Here is a 16,503-nt window from a genome sequence, read left to right as displayed (position 1 = left end):
TTGGATAGTGATAAGATTGTTTATCGAGTTTTAGGAATGGAGGCCGCTGATGGCTAAGTCGATAAAAGCTTCAGAACAAGAACATCTTGATTATGTGGTTGATAAGATTCGGGTCGAGCAAACGAAACAGAGTGAAACGATTGAACGGTCCGAAAATGATCAAGCCGATATTAAACAGAACTTTTATAATGATGTCAATATTAAGACGGATAGTTATGAAGGCATGATGGAAACGGGTTTGTCCGTCCGGCAACAGCAACAAATGTTGGACGAGCGGCAGAACAGTTGGCAACATGCGACGAAACAACTGTCAACCTTAAAAAAGTTGGAAAAGAATGCTTATTTTGCGCGCCTTGATTTTCATGAAGCGGGTGAACCGGCCACTGAGACCATTTATATTGGCCTCAGCTCATTTTCTGATAGTCCAGATCACTTTTTGATTTATGATTGGCGGGCCCCAATTTCGAGTATTTACTACGACGGCGGTCTCGGCAATGTCACTTATCAAACGCCGGATGGCTTGCAGTCGGTGGATGTCCAACTTAAACGGCAATTAATGATTGAAGACGGCAAAATTGTGACGGTGTATGACACGGATGAAGCCGTGGGCGATTCGATGCTCCTTGAAGTGTTGGATGAAAAGTCCGATGTGAAGATGAAGAGCATCGTCACGACGATCCAAAAGGAACAAAACACGATTATTCGTGATACTAGCTCGGACCTCTTATTCGTTCAAGGGGCTGCGGGATCTGGGAAAACATCGTCGGTCTTGCAACGGGTGGCGTATCTTCTATACCGTTATCGGGGCAATTTAACGGCGGGACAAGTCATCTTGTTTTCACCAAACCAATTGTTCAACGATTATATTAACCAAGTGCTGCCTGAATTGGGTGAGCAAAATATGGTCCAGATGACCTATTACCAATATGCGTCTTATCGGTTGCCACGGATGCAAGTGGAAACGCTCCAACAGCGGTTTGAAACAGAAAACACCCCTGCGATGGCCAAGATTACTAAATTGGAAGGTAGTTTAGCCTTCTTCAACGCGGTTACGGCGTATGGTCGTCATCTGGAATCGGAAGACATGCGTTTTCGCAATATCATGTTGAATGATGAAGTGCTCATTCCACGGGACAAAATTAAAGAAATCTACTATTCATTTAATGAAAATTATCACTTAGGCAACCGGCTGTCCGCGACTAAGGAAGAATTAGTCAAAATTTTGAATCGTAAAGTTGCGGCTGAAATGCGGACGAAGTGGGTTGAAGAAGCCGTTCAAGATTTATCCAAAGAAGAATTGAACGACCTCTATGACAATCAACCGCGTGAATTCAAGAATGGTGATGAAGAATTCAAGTTCTTGGCACGCAAGATTGTCATGCAACGGTTAGGTACCGCGCGGACGCAAATCGGTCGCAACCGTTTCTTGAGCATCAACATGCAATACGCGCACTTTTTACGGGAAGTGCCCGCCATCTTGAATTTGGCGAAGTATGATATTACGCAAGCCGATTGGGATGCCGCGGTGGAAGCGAAGCTCGCGGCCATTAAAGAACGGCACATTTCGCTCACCACTGTTTCAGCTTACATGTATTTGCATGATTTGATGACCGGTAAAAAAGGCCAGCGTGAGATTCGCTTTGTCTTTTTAGATGAAATTCAAGATTACAATGCGTTCCAGTTAGCTTTCTTGAAATTCAGTTTCCCAAATGCGCGCTTTACCATGCTCGGAGACTTGAACCAGGCCATTTTCACTAAAGAAAATAGTCATACCTTAATCGGTGAGCTGGAAACGTTATTTGATCCAGAAAAGACGCGAGTGGTTCAATTGACGAAGTCTTATCGGTCGACGCAACAGATTACCGATTTCACCAAAGAAATTCTCGTCAATGGTGAAGCCGTCACGGCGTTTGATCGCCAAGGTGATTTACCAAACATCGCGGTTACGACCGATTTTGATCAAGCGGTTGATCAAGTGGTCCAGCAATTGGCTGCCAATGATTCAGATCGTGATACGACTGCCATTATTGGTAAGACGTTGGGCGAAAGTGAACGCTTAACCGAAGCGTTGCAAGCTCGCGGCGAACACGTCACCTTGATTCGGACCGAAAATCAGCGGCTAGCACCAGGAATTATTGTGGTGCCGTCGTTCCTAGCTAAGGGGTTGGAATTCGATGCGGTGATCGTGTGGAATGCGAATACTGTTAACTATCAGCGTGAAGATGAACGTCAGCTGCTCTATACAATTTGCTCACGGGCAATGCATGAATTGACCGTGATTGCGATTGGTGAGTTGTCACCATTATTCTCGCGGGTTAAACCAGAATTGTATACAATTAATGAAACAACTGTTTAAAAAAGTCCTGACATTTTCTGGAAAATTATGTTAGGCTAGTAATTACATTAATAAATCGTGCGTATAATTGATCAGCGCGACAACTGTTAACTCAGCTGTCGTGCTGATTTTTTTTCGCCGTAAAAAGGAAGAGGTTATTTGATGGATTTTGCTAAACGGTTACCACAGAACTTGAAAGAAACGCTGATTTTTATGGCGGTCGTATCGATTATTTCAGTTAATTTAATTGCCCCGGTGATTACTGGGTTGGAAGTTGGTTTTTCACTCAGTCATTGGCTGATGGTCTTGCGCCAATTACCGTTGTTGTGGGTCAGCGTGGTGATTTTGGTCGTGCTCACGCAACAGCCCGCCGCAAAACTAGCGGGATATTTCTTAGGTGAACAACCTAGTTTTCGGTCAGCAATGCTCGTTACGGCGATATGTAATGTCTTTTTAATGTCACTCGTCTTAACGATTTTGGGGACATGGATTGGTACCGGGCAAGTGACGCTTGAGCCAATCGTACACTTTGCCAGTAAATGGCCGCGGAATTATACGATTGCCTTAATTGTGGAAGCCTTTATTGCCCAGCCGATTGCGCGCAGTGTGATGGCGTGGTTGCATCGGGATTTAACAGTGACGACTGAGGATTAAAATCAGTGCCTTTTATGCTATAATTAGCCCATTAATTTAATGATGGTGGCAGATAAATTATGGAAGAGCAACTGAACTATTATCGCTTCTCACGGGAGCAATGGAAACGATTCTATCGGGGCGGACACGTGCCGTTGACCGCTGAAAATCTACATGAAATTAAGGCGTTCAATGATCAGATCAGTATTGATGATGTTCGCGAGATTTATTTACCGGTGGCGCATTTACTCCAAGCCAAGTTCGAGCACTACTTGTCGTGGCGGGAAACAGAATCGGTCTTCTTACAACGCAACAATAAGCAATCGCCGTTTATTATCGGCGTTTCCGGGAGCGTGGCAGTTGGCAAAACGACCACGGCCCGTTTACTAGAAATTCTATTTAAATATTTATATCCAGACCGTCGAACGCAACTCATTACGACGGATGGGTTCTTATATTCGAATGCCGAACTCAAGCAACGCCAATTAATGGAACGGAAAGGTTTTCCGGAAAGTTACGATATGCCGCGCTTGATTCAATTTTTGAATGATGTCAAAAGTGGCAAACCGATTGCAAAATCACCGGTGTACTCGCATCAGACTTACGATATTGTGCCAAATCGTTATAATGTGATCACCCATCCCGATATTTTGATTATCGAAGGGATTAACGTGCTGCAATTGCCGACGAATCAACGGATCTATATTAGTGACTTTACTGACTTTTCGGTGTATGTTGATGCGGAAGCTGACTTGATTGAAACTTGGTATCTGGATCGCTTTGAAGCGTTGATGAAGACGGCCTTTCAAGACCCGCAGAACTATTTTTATCCTTGGGCGATTGGGGATCATGCGGATGCGATTGCAATGGCCAAGCGCGTTTGGGAAGATGTTGATCTGAAAAACTTGAATGATTATATCTTGCCAACACGTAATCGTGCGGATTTGATTTTGCACAAAGTCGCGCATCATCTGATTGACGCCGTGTATTTTCGTAAGTATTAGCGCCTAAGAAATTTCTCATAGTCATTGACCGAACGTTTAGAAATCAGTATGATAGACCTATTGAACATTAATTAATCCAAAGGAGTGAACAACTTGGCAAAAACGGACACCGCGTCTTTCGACTCAATTCTTGTGTTGGATTTTGGGAGTCAATATAACCAATTGATTACCCGGCGCATTCGTGATTTCGGTATTTATTCGGAATTACTTCCAAATACGATTTCCGCTGAAGAAATCAAAGCCCGCCACCCTAAGGGAATTATTTTCTCCGGTGGCCCCAATAGTGTTTACGATGATGGCGCCTTTCGGGTTGATCCCGAGATTTTCAATTTAGGCTTACCTATCTTGGGGATCTGTTACGGGATGCAGTTGATGACTTACATGCTTCCGGGCGGTAAGGTTGAATCAGCTGATAACCGTGAATACGGTAAAGCTAATATTCAGATCACTAGTGACGCGTCAACCTTGTTTGATGGGACGCCTAAGGAACAGTCAGTTTGGATGAGCCATGGTGACTTGGTTACCCAAGCACCTGAGGGCTTTGACGTGGTGGCAACTTCGAAGAACTGCCCAATCGCAGCGATTCAAAACGTTGACAAAAAGTTTTATGGGATTCAATTGCACGCTGAAGTTCGGAATACGGACTACGGCGAAAACATCCTGAAGAACTTTGCGTTTAACGTCTGCCAAGCGGAAGCTAACTGGTCCATGGACGATTTTATCGACATGCAAATCGAAAAGATTCGGGCCGAAGTTGGCGATAAAAAGGTTCTACTCGGCTTGTCCGGTGGGGTCGACTCCAGCGTTGTTGGTGTCTTGTTGCACAAGGCGATTGGCACACAATTAACGAGCATTTTCGTGGACCACGGTCTGTTGCGTAAAGGCGAAGCAGATCAAGTCATGGCTAGTTTGGAAGGTAAATTCGGTTTGAACATCATTAAAGTTGATGCTAAAGACCGGTTTATGAGTAAATTAGCGGGTGTCAGTGATCCCGAACGTAAACGGAAGATTATTGGTAATGAATTCATCCAAGTCTTCGATGAAGAAGCCACGAAGTTAAATGGGATGGAATTCTTAGCGCAAGGGACGTTGTACACCGACGTCATCGAAAGTGGGACTTCCACGGCGCAAACGATTAAATCACATCATAACGTCGGCGGCTTGCCAGATGACATGCAATTCAAGTTGATTGAACCATTACGGACTTTATTTAAAGACGAAGCCCGTGAATTAGGCGAAAAGCTTGGCATGCCGTCAGCGCTTGTCTGGCGCCAACCATTCCCAGGTCCCGGTCTTGGGATTCGGGTGATTGGTGAGATTACCGAAGATAAGTTGGCAATCGTGCGTGATAGTGATTACATCTTACGTGATGAAATCAAGAAGGCCGGTTTAGACCGCGAAATCTGGCAATACTTCACCGTATTACCAGGCATCAAGTCCGTCGGTGTCATGGGTGATGGTCGGACTTACGACTACACCGTTGGTATCCGGGCCGTGACGTCAATTGACGGCATGACCGCCGACTTTGCGCGGATTCCTTGGGACGTCTTACAGAAGATTTCGGTGCGGATCGTCAATGAAGTCGATCATGTTAACCGCATCGTGTATGATGTTACGAGTAAGCCACCTTCGACTATTGAGTGGGAATAACAGGTATATTTAAATTGAAGCCGGAATGTTGATTTAACGGCATTTTCGGAAGATACAAAGGATACGATTGGCGGGGAAATGATTACATTTTCCGCCAGAATCCCCGCCAAGTTTGGGCCGAATGAGGACTGAGCTGGCGGGGATTTTGCGTCTAGTAGGATTGTGTAGCGGCCGACATTGGCTTCACCAATGCGTATACCGGTCACGAATTGCAACAGAGGATGAAGAAACAGAAGTGCTGATAGTACGCTTTGTTTTAAAATATTTTGCTGACCTTTTCGAATTCCTGCTTGCAAGGTCATGGGCTGGAAGGTTCCTGGTGAAGTATACCAAGGAAAAATGTTGCACTTAAATCTGACAAATCGTTATGTATGCAATTATGGTTTGTAGTGTACAATTGACGTTAGTATTTACACGAACTGATTCGTAAATGGGGGAGTTTCCATGAGTAGTAATTTTGAATTTTTAAAAGAAATTGAGGATGCTGAACAATTTGTTGGACCACTTGAAACAGCTGAACTTATGTACGCGAATCAAAAGTATCAGCAGGTACCAGGAATTGTGCGTAACGTACCCGAGGGTGTGGCCCGCTACGTTCTAAAGAAACGTAATCATGATTTTTCAGGGAGCTTTTTCGAGGCGCTCTCCTTAATTCGGCAAAATGGTTATGTTGCGCAGGACGTAATGGACATATTGGATGGTATTCGGCGCAAGGGTAACAAGGTTTTACATGACGCGAAGGCTCAAGTGTCCAAAGATGACGCATATGAAGCACTGTTTAATTTGCACAAACTAATGTATTGGTTTGTGTACTCTTACTGTGGTTTCCGACAAGGCGTTTCCAGCTTCAAGGAACCTGTCTTATACACTACATCAGCTAAGACATTGGTATACTCATTTACGGCGGATGATCTTGAACAGTGGCCACAGTATGCCGGACGGCAAAAAATTGGCAAAGCCACGTATCATGGTGAAATTGTTGACACTACGCCAAACAGCCAATTTCTACATACTGCAGCGTTAAAGCGTATCAAGTCGTACGCTGGAACGATGGGCGTTAAACCAAATATTGAATGGACCGAGGCAGCTTATCGGGAAGTCAATGGGCATGGTGAATGGTTTGACGACCACGCAGTCCATGATGTTCTTGATAACTCAAACATCAAGAAGGATTCTAAGTTGGTCGAAGGAGCTGCTCGTGAATGGTATGTTACGGATGTTGATACCGTTAAGAATGCCATTGCGGCGGTTCGGGCGGGAAAATCGTTTATAAACGCACCAACTGTTGTCGAATCAAAGATTAAACTACGTCCTGAACAACAAATCGCTATCGACAAGACTGAAAGGGTCTTCAAGACGAAAAAGAATGACGACAAGAAGATGCTTTGGAATGCCAAAATGCGTTTTGGTAAGACCCTTAGCGCCTTGCAGCTAATCAAGAACCAGCAATACGAACGTGTGCTTATCATGACACACCGCCCCGTTGTTCGTGATAGCTGGTTTGAAGATTTCGATAAGTTAAGTATGCCTGGATACCGCTATGGTTCGAAACAAAAGCATGACGCTTCTTTGGAACAATTAGTTGATGATGGTGGCAAGTTCCTTTACTTTGCTAGCATGCAGGATCTGCGTGGTTCCGAATGGGCCGGGGGCAAGGCCGGAGACAAAAATGAGCTCATTGCCAAATTGAATTGGAATCTAGTTATTATTGATGAAGCCCACGAAGGAACGCAGACAGGTTTAGCGCAGTCCGTGATTAAGGGCGTGGTGAAGGATACAACTCGTGTCCTCGAACTTTCGGGAACTCCGTTCAACTTGATTGACGAGTACGAACCTGATCAAGTTTTTACTTGGGACTACACGATGGAACAACAAGCCAAAGCACGTTGGAACGTTGAGAATCCCGATGAAGTAAATCCTTATGCTGTATTGCCGAAGGTCTCCATGTTCACGTTTGAAATGAAGGATAAGTTTGAAGATAATCGGTTCCTTGATTTTGACCAAAAGGCGTTCAATTTCCACGAATTTTTCAAGGTGGATGATAAAGGCCGCTTCGTATACGAAACAAAAGTCAACCAGTTTTTGAACAACATTACGTCACCATCTAAAGACACTAACTTCCCGTACTCAACTGAGCAATTTAGAAATGAATTGCGACACACATTGTGGTTGTTGCCATCTGTTGATTCAGCTAAGGCACTAAAGACACTGATGGAAAAGCACCCCGTATTTGGTATGGGCTACACCATCGTTAACGTGGTTGATGATGGCAAAGAAGACGGTGCTAGTGAGGGAGACTTGGAACGCGTTCGTGCCGCTATCACTAAGCACCCAGCGCAAACCAAGACCATTACCTTGACTGTGCGTAAATTGACAACCGGGGTTAATATTCCCCAATGGACTGGCGTTATGTTTCTGTCCAATACCAACAGTGCGATGCAATACCTACAGGCTGCATTCCGGGCTCAGACGCCATATGCAGATAAGGAATTGGGGATGAAGACGGATTGCTATATCTTTGATTTTGCCCCTGATCGTGCTTTGAATGTTATGGCTGCGTCGTCTCAATTGAATACTGGTGCGGGTAAACTGCAAACCGACGACCAAAAGGAGAAAATGGGAGAGCTGCTTAACTTCCTTCCAATTATTGGTGAACAGGATCAGGGAATGGCGCTGTATAATGTTGATAGTTTGATGACCCAGCTGAAGAAAGTGTATGCTGAAAGGGCGGTTCGTACCGGGTTCGATGATGATTCGCTGTACAATGATGAATTGTTGAAAATGGATGAGGCCGACCTTAAGGACTTTAACGATCTTAAGGCAGAAATTGGGACTACCAAGGCCCAAAAGAAGCCCAACACAATTAACGTTAATCATCAGGGACTTACCGATGAAGAGTATAACAAAGCCGAAAAGACAAAGAAAAAGAATAAAAAGGATTTAACTCCTAAGGAACAAGAACTTCTGGAAAAGGAACGTGCTCTCAAGAAGCAACGTAAGACAATGATTTCAATCTTACGGTCCATTTCTATTCGTATCCCGATGATGATTTATGGAATGGATATTCCAATCGAAAAGAATATTGATATCCAAACTTTTGTCGACAAAGTTGATGCTGAATCATGGGCGGAATTCATGCCAAAGGGTGTGGACAAGGCAAAGTTCAAGAAGTTTTCCAAGTATTATGATGCGAATATTTTCATTGAGGCCGGTCGAATTATTCGACAGCGAGTTAAGCGAATGGATCGCCTGGAGCCGTTGAAGCGCACTGCAGATATTGGTGAACTATTCGGAACCTTTAAGAACCCAGATAAAGAAACTGTGCTTACTCCATGGCGTGTTGTGAACATGCAATTAGGCAAGACTATTGGAGGGTATTCCTATTTTGACCCAACGTATAATTACACCTCAATAGACGGCGTCGATGCTACGCACTGGGTTGATACTGAAATGACGAAAGATATTTTTAAACGAGATACTCGAATACTTGAAATCAATTCTAAGACTGGGCTTTATCCGCTATATGTAGCTACCTCGTTGTACTATCAAGAACAGGCACGGCTGAACGAACGTACTGGTGGCAGATTTACTGCCAAAGATGAGGACGAAATATGGCGAAATATCTTGGCTAAAAACATCTTCGCCATTGCTAAAACTCCAATGGCCAAGCGCATTACAAACCGTACTTTGTGCGGATACCACGAATTCGGCACAAATGTTGTATATGTTGATGGCGTTGTTGAGAAGGCCAAAAATTCAAATGATGAAACCGTTCAGCACGTGCTTGATGCATTCAAAGAAAGGATTACTAATCAAATGAAATTTGATGTGGTTATTGGTAACCCACCATACCAGGAAACAGAACGTGGTGATAGCAAAAGTAAAAAATCAATTTATCAGTATTTCATGGAATTGTCATATCAACTTTCAGAAAAGTCAGTAATGATTACGCCTGCTCGATTTCTATTTAAGGCTGGGGATACGTCTTCAATCTGGAATGAGAAGATGTTAAACGATCCACATTTACGAGTGGTTATGTTCGAAAAACATAGTGGAAATATTTTCCCGAAAACTAGCATAAAAGGTGGAGTTGCAATTACTTTACGCGATACCACAAAAAAATTTGGTAAAATTGGCACATTTACGCAGTTTGACGAGTTACGTCCCATTTTGGATAAGGTTCGATCTAAACGAAGTGATACTTTGAATAGTATTGGCTTTTCTCGAACTATTTACAGATTAACTGATAAGCTGCATCAAGACTTTCCGGATGCTGTTGAACGATTAAGTAGTGGTCATAAATATGATATGTCATCAAATATAATGAAATTGCTTCCTGAAGTATTTTATGAGAACAAGCCTGATGACGGAAATCAGTATATTCGCATACTTGGCAAGCCAAAAGACGATAGAATAGAAGAATGGATTCGGCGGGATTATGTAACTGACCGTCTGGGGTTAGATAAGTACAATGTCTTTCTGGCAAGTGCTATTGGTAGTGGTGAATTTGGGGAGCCCTTAAGTGATATGTATATTGCCGAACCTGGCGTTGGACATACTGAAACGTTTATTAGCATTGGAGCATTCGATACTAGGCTTGAAGCAGAATCAGCTGAAAAATATCTGAAAACAAAATTTGCAAGGACCATGTTGGGAATATGGAAGGTTACGCAAAACGGACCAATATCAACGTATCGTGAAATACCTGTACAGAATTTTGCGCAGAACTCTGATATTGACTGGAAAGCTCCTATTAGTGATATAGACAATCAATTGTTTGCAAAGTATGAATTAAGTGACGATGAGGTCCAGTTTATTAATACCCATGTAGAGGAGATGAACTAATGGCTGACGAAAACCTCATAAAATCAAATAAACGAGTCAAGGAGCATGGTGAGGTTTTCACCCCTAAACGAATTGTAAATCAAATGCTCAATCAGCCGGAGCTAGTCGAATCCTTGAATTCCTTATCTACCACATTCATGGAACCGGCTGCTGGAGAAGGGGCGTTTTTAACTGAGTTGTTGAGAAGAAAGTTGATCTTGGCAAATAAGCTTAGCACAGACCTAAAGTCATATGAAGCAAATGCGGAAATTGTTCTTTCATCGCTGTATGGTATTGAGCTTTTAGAGGATAATGTCAAAGTTCTAGTGATGCGTATGTACAATATTTTTAGTCATCATTACTTTCAAGCTATTCAGAAATGGAGTGGCAAGAAAAATCCCAAGGTGACTAGTAGTGCCATGACAATCATTGAGGCAAACATGCGGCAAGGGGATGCATTAAAAAAGGCTACCAAAGATGGCAGATCGATAATTTTTAGCGAATGGAAATTGTTACCGGTTAGGAATGGCGTACAAAAGGTGCAGCGAATAGAATACACATTGGACGCTATTATAAATGATAAAGGGCCATTAGATGAATCGGTACCAAGCCGAAAGGTGGAACAGTTGGATCTGTTTGGATTTGATGATGAGGTTGATGAAGAACCAAAGAAACGGTTCAAGGCGTGCAAATTGGTCGATATTTACAAGGAAGAGATGGAGGAAGTCACGGATTAATCGGGTAAATAATTCGGAATTATCTTTCAATACCAAAAATTATAGACCCGAATGTTCTTGGGGCATAATTCTCACTTGCCTTTACTTTGGTTGGTACTGGTGGTGCATTTGAGGATGTGTCCTTTTATTTTACAAAAAAATTGGTATCACTGGAATTTCATAGTTATGAGCGCCGGTTTTCGAAACCGGCGCTTTTCTTTAGTGCGCCCGGCATGGGTGATAACTAGGCGGTGTAAGTCCGCTGTGGGCCGTAGTAGTCGGAACCACGAGTTGAGGGCAAGGGTGTCCGCCGTGAGACGGAATCTGAAGGAAGCCTAAAGCAAAGTACCGAACTGATGAACAAGAAGTGGCTATAAGGCTAGAACCATCTGGATAAGGTTGCTAAACAAATCGAAGTCCAATACTACTCGAAGATGATTAGAGTAAAGCCAACAGTTGCATGGTACGAAAGCTATCATTCTTACCCGGGGAGGCCTGATTTACAAGTTTCCGACTAGAACGCCGATATGGTGTACAGGAACAACCTAGCCAGTAATGGTTAATTGAGTATTTCAGGAGTCAGCCGAGTCATAGTAGTCCGCCAAACGGCGAACGAAGGACCGAACAATAATAATTTTCACTGATACTGGAGGTGTCGACAATGCAAAGATTGCAGAAAACAGAACAAGCTGACGATCGTCTGGAAGGCAAATCCTATCTTGAGGCGCATAGCATTGTTGGCGGTGAAAGTACGGTGCAGAATGGTATTCAATTTGTAGACTTGGTTCTTGCACGAGGTAACTTGAACCTCGCTTTTAAGCGAGCTAAAAGTAATAAAGGAGCAGCTGGAATTGATGGTATGACCGTTGAACAGTTGTCTGAATACCTCTATGAGAACCGAGATAAACTCTTAACGAGTTTAAGAAACGGAACTTACCGTCCGAAACCGGTCAAGCGTGTTGAAATTCCTAAGCCAGATGGTTCGACCAGAAAGCTAGGTGTGCCAACAGTAGTAGACCGACAACAGGCGGTGGTTCAAGTATTATCACCAATCTATGAGCGTGTATTTTCTGATAATAGCTATGGCTTTCGACCAAATCGAGGGGCACACGACGCCATCAAAAAGGTCACGAGTCTTTATAATCAAGGGTACCATTATGTGGTAGACCTAGACTTGAAGGCCTACTTTGGTATGGTCAACCATGACCTACTGATGAACTTCATTGAACAGCAAGTCCAAGATCCGTGGCTATTACATCTAATCCGTCAGTTTTTGACGAGTGGTGTCCTAAATGGTGGACTGTTTAAAAAAACTACGAAAGGTACCCCGCAAGGTGGTAACCTTTCTCCGCTACTGGCCAATATTTATCTAAATGAATTGGATAAATTGTTGACCAGTCGTGGCCATTCATTTGTGCGCTATGCCGATGATTGTAATATTTACGTCAAAAGCAAACGGGCTGGCGAGCGGGTTCTTCAAAATGTGACGAAGTTCCTAGAGAATAAGCTAAAAGTGACAGTCAACCAAAAGGAAACAACGGTCGGCTCGCCGCTGAAACTAAAATTTCTAGGATTTACACTTGGAGTAGACCGCAACGGCGCATATCCAAGGCCACATCAAGTAGCCAAGAAACGTGTTAAACAGTCCCTTAAACAAATGACAGGTCGAAGCCGTGGCATCAGTTGGCAACAGCTAATGAAGGAAATCAGTCAGAAAATGCAAGGGTGGCTACAATATTACGGTATCGGAAAGATGAAAAAGTTTGTCCAGCAATTAGACCAATGGCTAAGAAGTCGAATTAGACAATTGATTTGGAAACGCTGGAAGAAGTTGAGAACTCGGTATCGGCAACTAATAAAGCTGGAAATGACCCCAGAACAAGCCAAAACCAATGCCAATACCCGCAAGGGATACTGGCGAACTGCTCATAGTAAAACGATGTGTTATACCTATACAAATGAAAAGCTAGAACGCCTTGGACTGATGAATCTGTCCAAAACGCTCCAGCTTATTCAGAATACTTAAGTTATTGAACCGCCGTATACGGATCCGTACGTACGGTGGTGTGAGAGGTCGGTAATTGAAATAATCAATTACCTCCTACTCGATTCTGATTGATGTGTGAAATTTAAGATGTGATGATGAATCAATGTAGGTTCACGAAGAAGGTGGATTGAAAGCATGTTGTCATAATGGTATGTTTGATTCCACAGATTATATTGACATGACCAAGATGTTAATTGAACATAATAATCCTGGTACGTGTATATGCTAGCTAATAAAGAAAGGAACCCAAATGAGAATTTTAAATGTAATTGACCATATCCTAGATAAGGACTCCGGTAATGTTGTTCTGTCTCAAAAAGAGATTGCTAAGGACAACTTGGGAATTACCAAGTACGTTGAAAAGGCCATTGATAAATTTGAAAAAAGTGAATATGTTGAGCTAGAGTTATCTCGGATTTCCATGCTTGAACAGTTCTGGAATAGTCGCGGTGATTTTCAACAGCTGACGGAAAAGTTTGCATTGGATTATTTTGACAGTATCAAGGTTAACGAAAAGATTCCTGGTGGCGATCTATTATTCTTTAATGTCGAACTAGATGACTTAAGCCAAGTGATTGGTATTGCTAAGTTAGATTACACGCAACGCTACATCCATAACGTGGAGTATGACGAAGACGTGCTGGTTAATAATATCGTTCAAAATAACAGCATTTTGCCGTCGCCTGGGCAGGGAGTCAAAAACATGATCCTGATTGATGCCGATAAAGTTCAGTTACGTGAACAATCATATACCGGTGCTAGTGGGAAATGGCTGATGTCCAAGAATTTTCTACAAGTTGCGGCGGTACCGGTCAAAGTTTCAAATGACGTGAAACAAATCAAGAAGTCGATTCAGAAAATTTCTGAGAAGTATGATGATGAAGACGACTTCGCGGTCACATCGAAAACGCAGCAGGCGATACATGATAGCCTTGAGACGGATGGCGTTATTGATAATGACTATATTGCGAACATGGTGTTTGATAAGAAAGAAGAAGCCAAGGCAGAATTTAAAGATGAATTAGCCAAGAAGGCCATTGAATCAGTGGTTGCCGTGCCAAACGCTAACTATTTTGAAAAGAAGTACGAGCGTCAAAAGATTAAGCTGGATAACGGTATTGAAATCAATGTGCCGATTAGCTTGTTGAAAAATCGGGATGCCATTGAATTTGAGACGAATCCAGATGGCAGTACTTCGGTTGTGATTAAGAATGTTGGGAGTTTGAAGAGTAATTTTTAACAGAAGTTTCACAGAATGAATTGTATCTTGAAAAGTGGAAGGCTAAAAACGGACACGAAGTCTAAACTTGGCTTTGTGTCTATTTTGAATTATCAGAGAACATTTATAGCTGATGTGCAAAGATTTAATTGCACAGTTTTCGAGAAAAAGCTCAGAGTACCGATTTGTCAATGTAGCATTTGCTGTGTTAATTGACATGTTGTGGACAGTGTTGCTTTCAGTGTGATATGTGTTCCCTTGATTACAATATCAATTTTACCACTCGTAGCCTTACTGTTGTATTTTTTGCGTAATTAGTCGTGCTGTAACGTATGAGGTGCTAGCTCTAACAGGTTCATGCTACCTACTATCTGAGTTGAGATTAAGGATGATTTCTATTGATAATCGTTGAAGCTCCTACCATATTCACGATTAGAAATAGTATTAACTTTGTCAGGGGCAATTGTAGTTGTTTTTTGAGGTGCAAGAACTTTAGTACATCTTGCAGATTAGTCGGCAGTTGTTGAGACTGCACAAGTTTCGCTTGGTCTGCTTTAATCGTATTTTGAGTGTCAGTCCAACTCTGTTGTAACATGGTAACACCGGACTGTTCATTGGATAACTTTTTTTGCTTATCATCAGCAGTGCTTATGTTTATTGACAGTATCGTTATCGTAAGTAAAGCATTGCTGTAATCGGTTGTTTTATCAGTATCATTGTGAGGGCATTATCAATGAAGCCAATACTTTAGAGAGAACGGTATAGTTCTATGTATAATTGAGGTTCTTGATGCGAATAAGAGTATCAAGAACCGAACAAGTTTGATTTTAAAAAAAAGAACAAAAGTTCCCACCAAATATAGTGGGAACTTTTGTTCTTTAAGCACTCCATGTGGTATACTTGCTTTTGAATAATAGCATGGAGGAACAGAGATGAAAGATACTTCTTATATTTTAGAGCAGATTTGCCAAAAAATTGTATTGTCTGATACGGCGAAAGAAACGGTCGTACGTGAATATACTGCGTTAGGAAACTTGATTTCAAGTGACAATAGGGTGTCGAATGCTGTGGATATCAAACCACAAGGATCGTACAATCTTGGGACTGCTATCAAACCAATTAACGGCTCCGATGATGATTTTGATATTGATTTGGTTGCCATTGTTCATGGTGAATCATCGCCAAAGAAAATAAAACATTTAATTGGGAATATTCTTAAAACCAGCGATGCGTATGCGTCAAAATTGCAGCCAGAGAAAAATCGTGCTTGGACGATTAAGTATTTCAATTCACATGTAGACGTGGTTCCAGCAACTGATAGCCAGTATTCAGATGTTTTAATAACAAATCGCCTTAGTATCCAGAACTATGGGTTTCGACAAAGTAGTCCGTTCAAATTTAAAAAGTGGTTTGCACAAAAGGGACAGGATGTTTACCAATATTCGGATATTGTGAGTAATCGTTTTAGTGACGAAGTTGAAACGCCAGAAGAATATCATGAGTATACAATCCTTCAAGAGGTTGTTCAGCTACTCAAATATCATCGAAATAAGATGTTTGAAAAGCGCGACGATAAGAGTAAGCCGATTTCAATGATCATCACTATCTTGGCAGCAGAAGCCTATACTGGTCAAGATGATCTTTCTGAAGCGCTTGTGGCTGTGACAAATGGCTTGAGAAATCAGATTAAATATGATTCGCAAGGATTTCCACATATCCTGAATCCTACAAACAAGGATGAAGATTTTACTGATAAGTGGAGATTACATCCTGAAAGGAAAGATGCTTTTTTTGAATGGCTACAAGTGGTAGAGTCAAATCTTGGTACTACTAATCAAACTGAAATGATTCCGTGGAAGTCTACCTTAGCTGACATTTATGGGAAGACACGTGTTCAGGAGGTATTTGAATATCTGGGTAAAAAACGATCGGTTATGCAACTTCAGGGACAAGTTCCACTGAGCTCTGAAGGAGTTTTCGGGGGGGAAATCAGTGACAAGAAAGTTCGGCCACATACGTTCTGGGGGGATTAAAAAATCCAATATGACTTGGTTTAGGTATTATTATGAACTGTC

At 42.3% G+C, this 16,503-nt stretch carries 9 protein-coding genes; all 9 read left to right on the top strand.

Annotated elements, in window-relative coordinates:
* Positions 1-49 precede the first annotated feature (49 nt).
* The 9 genes from helD to FFM74_RS02610 all read left to right on the top strand — a co-directional run bounded on the left by helD (position 50) and on the right by FFM74_RS02610 (position 16,461).
* On the top strand, positions 50-2,356 hold the full coding sequence (gene helD, locus FFM74_RS02650; protein WP_137625085.1) for an RNA polymerase recycling motor HelD: 2,307 nt from the start codon (positions 50-52) through the stop codon (positions 2,354-2,356).
* Between the two features lie 141 nt (positions 2,357-2,497).
* Positions 2,498-2,989: a DUF2798 domain-containing protein gene (locus tag FFM74_RS02645; RefSeq protein WP_137625084.1), complete on the top strand. Its 492-nt coding sequence runs from the start codon at positions 2,498-2,500 to the stop codon at positions 2,987-2,989.
* Positions 2,990-3,048: 59 nt separating this feature from the next.
* Positions 3,049-3,972: a type I pantothenate kinase gene (coaA, locus tag FFM74_RS02640; RefSeq protein ID WP_137625083.1), complete on the top strand. Its 924-nt coding sequence runs from the start codon at positions 3,049-3,051 to the stop codon at positions 3,970-3,972.
* A gap of 93 nt (positions 3,973-4,065) precedes the next feature.
* Entirely contained in the window at positions 4,066-5,622 is a 1,557-nt protein-coding gene (gene guaA, locus FFM74_RS02635; protein WP_137625082.1) for a glutamine-hydrolyzing GMP synthase, read from the top strand.
* Positions 5,623-6,066: 444 nt separating this feature from the next.
* Positions 6,067-10,467, top strand: coding sequence for an Eco57I restriction-modification methylase domain-containing protein (locus tag FFM74_RS02630; protein ID WP_137625081.1), 4,401 nt, complete (start codon positions 6,067-6,069; stop codon positions 10,465-10,467).
* On the top strand, positions 10,467-11,183 hold the full coding sequence (locus tag FFM74_RS02625) for a DNA methyltransferase family protein (RefSeq protein WP_137625080.1): 717 nt from the start codon (positions 10,467-10,469) through the stop codon (positions 11,181-11,183). Before FFM74_RS02630 ends, FFM74_RS02625 begins: the two co-directional genes overlap by 1 nt.
* Before the next feature lie 640 nt (positions 11,184-11,823).
* Entirely contained in the window at positions 11,824-13,188 is a 1,365-nt protein-coding gene (gene ltrA, locus FFM74_RS02620) for a group II intron reverse transcriptase/maturase (RefSeq protein ID WP_137625079.1), read from the top strand.
* 271 nt (positions 13,189-13,459) lie between these two features.
* A complete protein-coding gene (locus tag FFM74_RS02615) occupies positions 13,460-14,449 on the top strand; it encodes a nucleoid-associated protein (protein WP_137625078.1) in 990 nt (329 codons plus the stop codon).
* Between the two features lie 911 nt (positions 14,450-15,360).
* Entirely contained in the window at positions 15,361-16,461 is a 1,101-nt protein-coding gene (locus FFM74_RS02610) for a nucleotidyltransferase domain-containing protein (protein WP_137625077.1), read from the top strand.
* The last annotated feature ends 42 nt before the right edge of the window (positions 16,462-16,503 follow it).

The sequence above is a fragment of the Lactiplantibacillus pingfangensis genome (genome assembly GCF_005404945.1).
Classification (GTDB): Bacteria; Bacillota; Bacilli; order Lactobacillales; family Lactobacillaceae; genus Lactiplantibacillus; species Lactiplantibacillus pingfangensis.
The sequence above is the reverse complement of the archived record's forward strand: the minus strand, read 5'-3'. Positions and strand labels throughout refer to the sequence as shown.

What these genes read in the sequence shown, in the direction of transcription:
- FFM74_RS02645 (WP_137625084.1), top strand. Translation starts at nt 2,498, where the DNA reads ATGGATTTTGCTAAACGGTTACCACAGAACTTGAAAGAAACGCTGATT.
- helD (WP_137625085.1), top strand. Translation starts at nt 50, where the DNA reads ATGGCTAAGTCGATAAAAGCTTCAGAACAAGAACATCTTGATTATGTG.
- FFM74_RS02610 (WP_137625077.1), top strand. Translation starts at nt 15,361, where the DNA reads ATGAAAGATACTTCTTATATTTTAGAGCAGATTTGCCAAAAAATTGTA.
- FFM74_RS02615 (WP_137625078.1), top strand. Translation starts at nt 13,460, where the DNA reads ATGAGAATTTTAAATGTAATTGACCATATCCTAGATAAGGACTCCGGT.
- FFM74_RS02625 (WP_137625080.1), top strand. Translation starts at nt 10,467, where the DNA reads ATGGCTGACGAAAACCTCATAAAATCAAATAAACGAGTCAAGGAGCAT.
- FFM74_RS02630 (WP_137625081.1), top strand. Translation starts at nt 6,067, where the DNA reads ATGAGTAGTAATTTTGAATTTTTAAAAGAAATTGAGGATGCTGAACAA.
- coaA (WP_137625083.1), top strand. Translation starts at nt 3,049, where the DNA reads ATGGAAGAGCAACTGAACTATTATCGCTTCTCACGGGAGCAATGGAAA.
- ltrA (WP_137625079.1), top strand. Translation starts at nt 11,824, where the DNA reads ATGCAAAGATTGCAGAAAACAGAACAAGCTGACGATCGTCTGGAAGGC.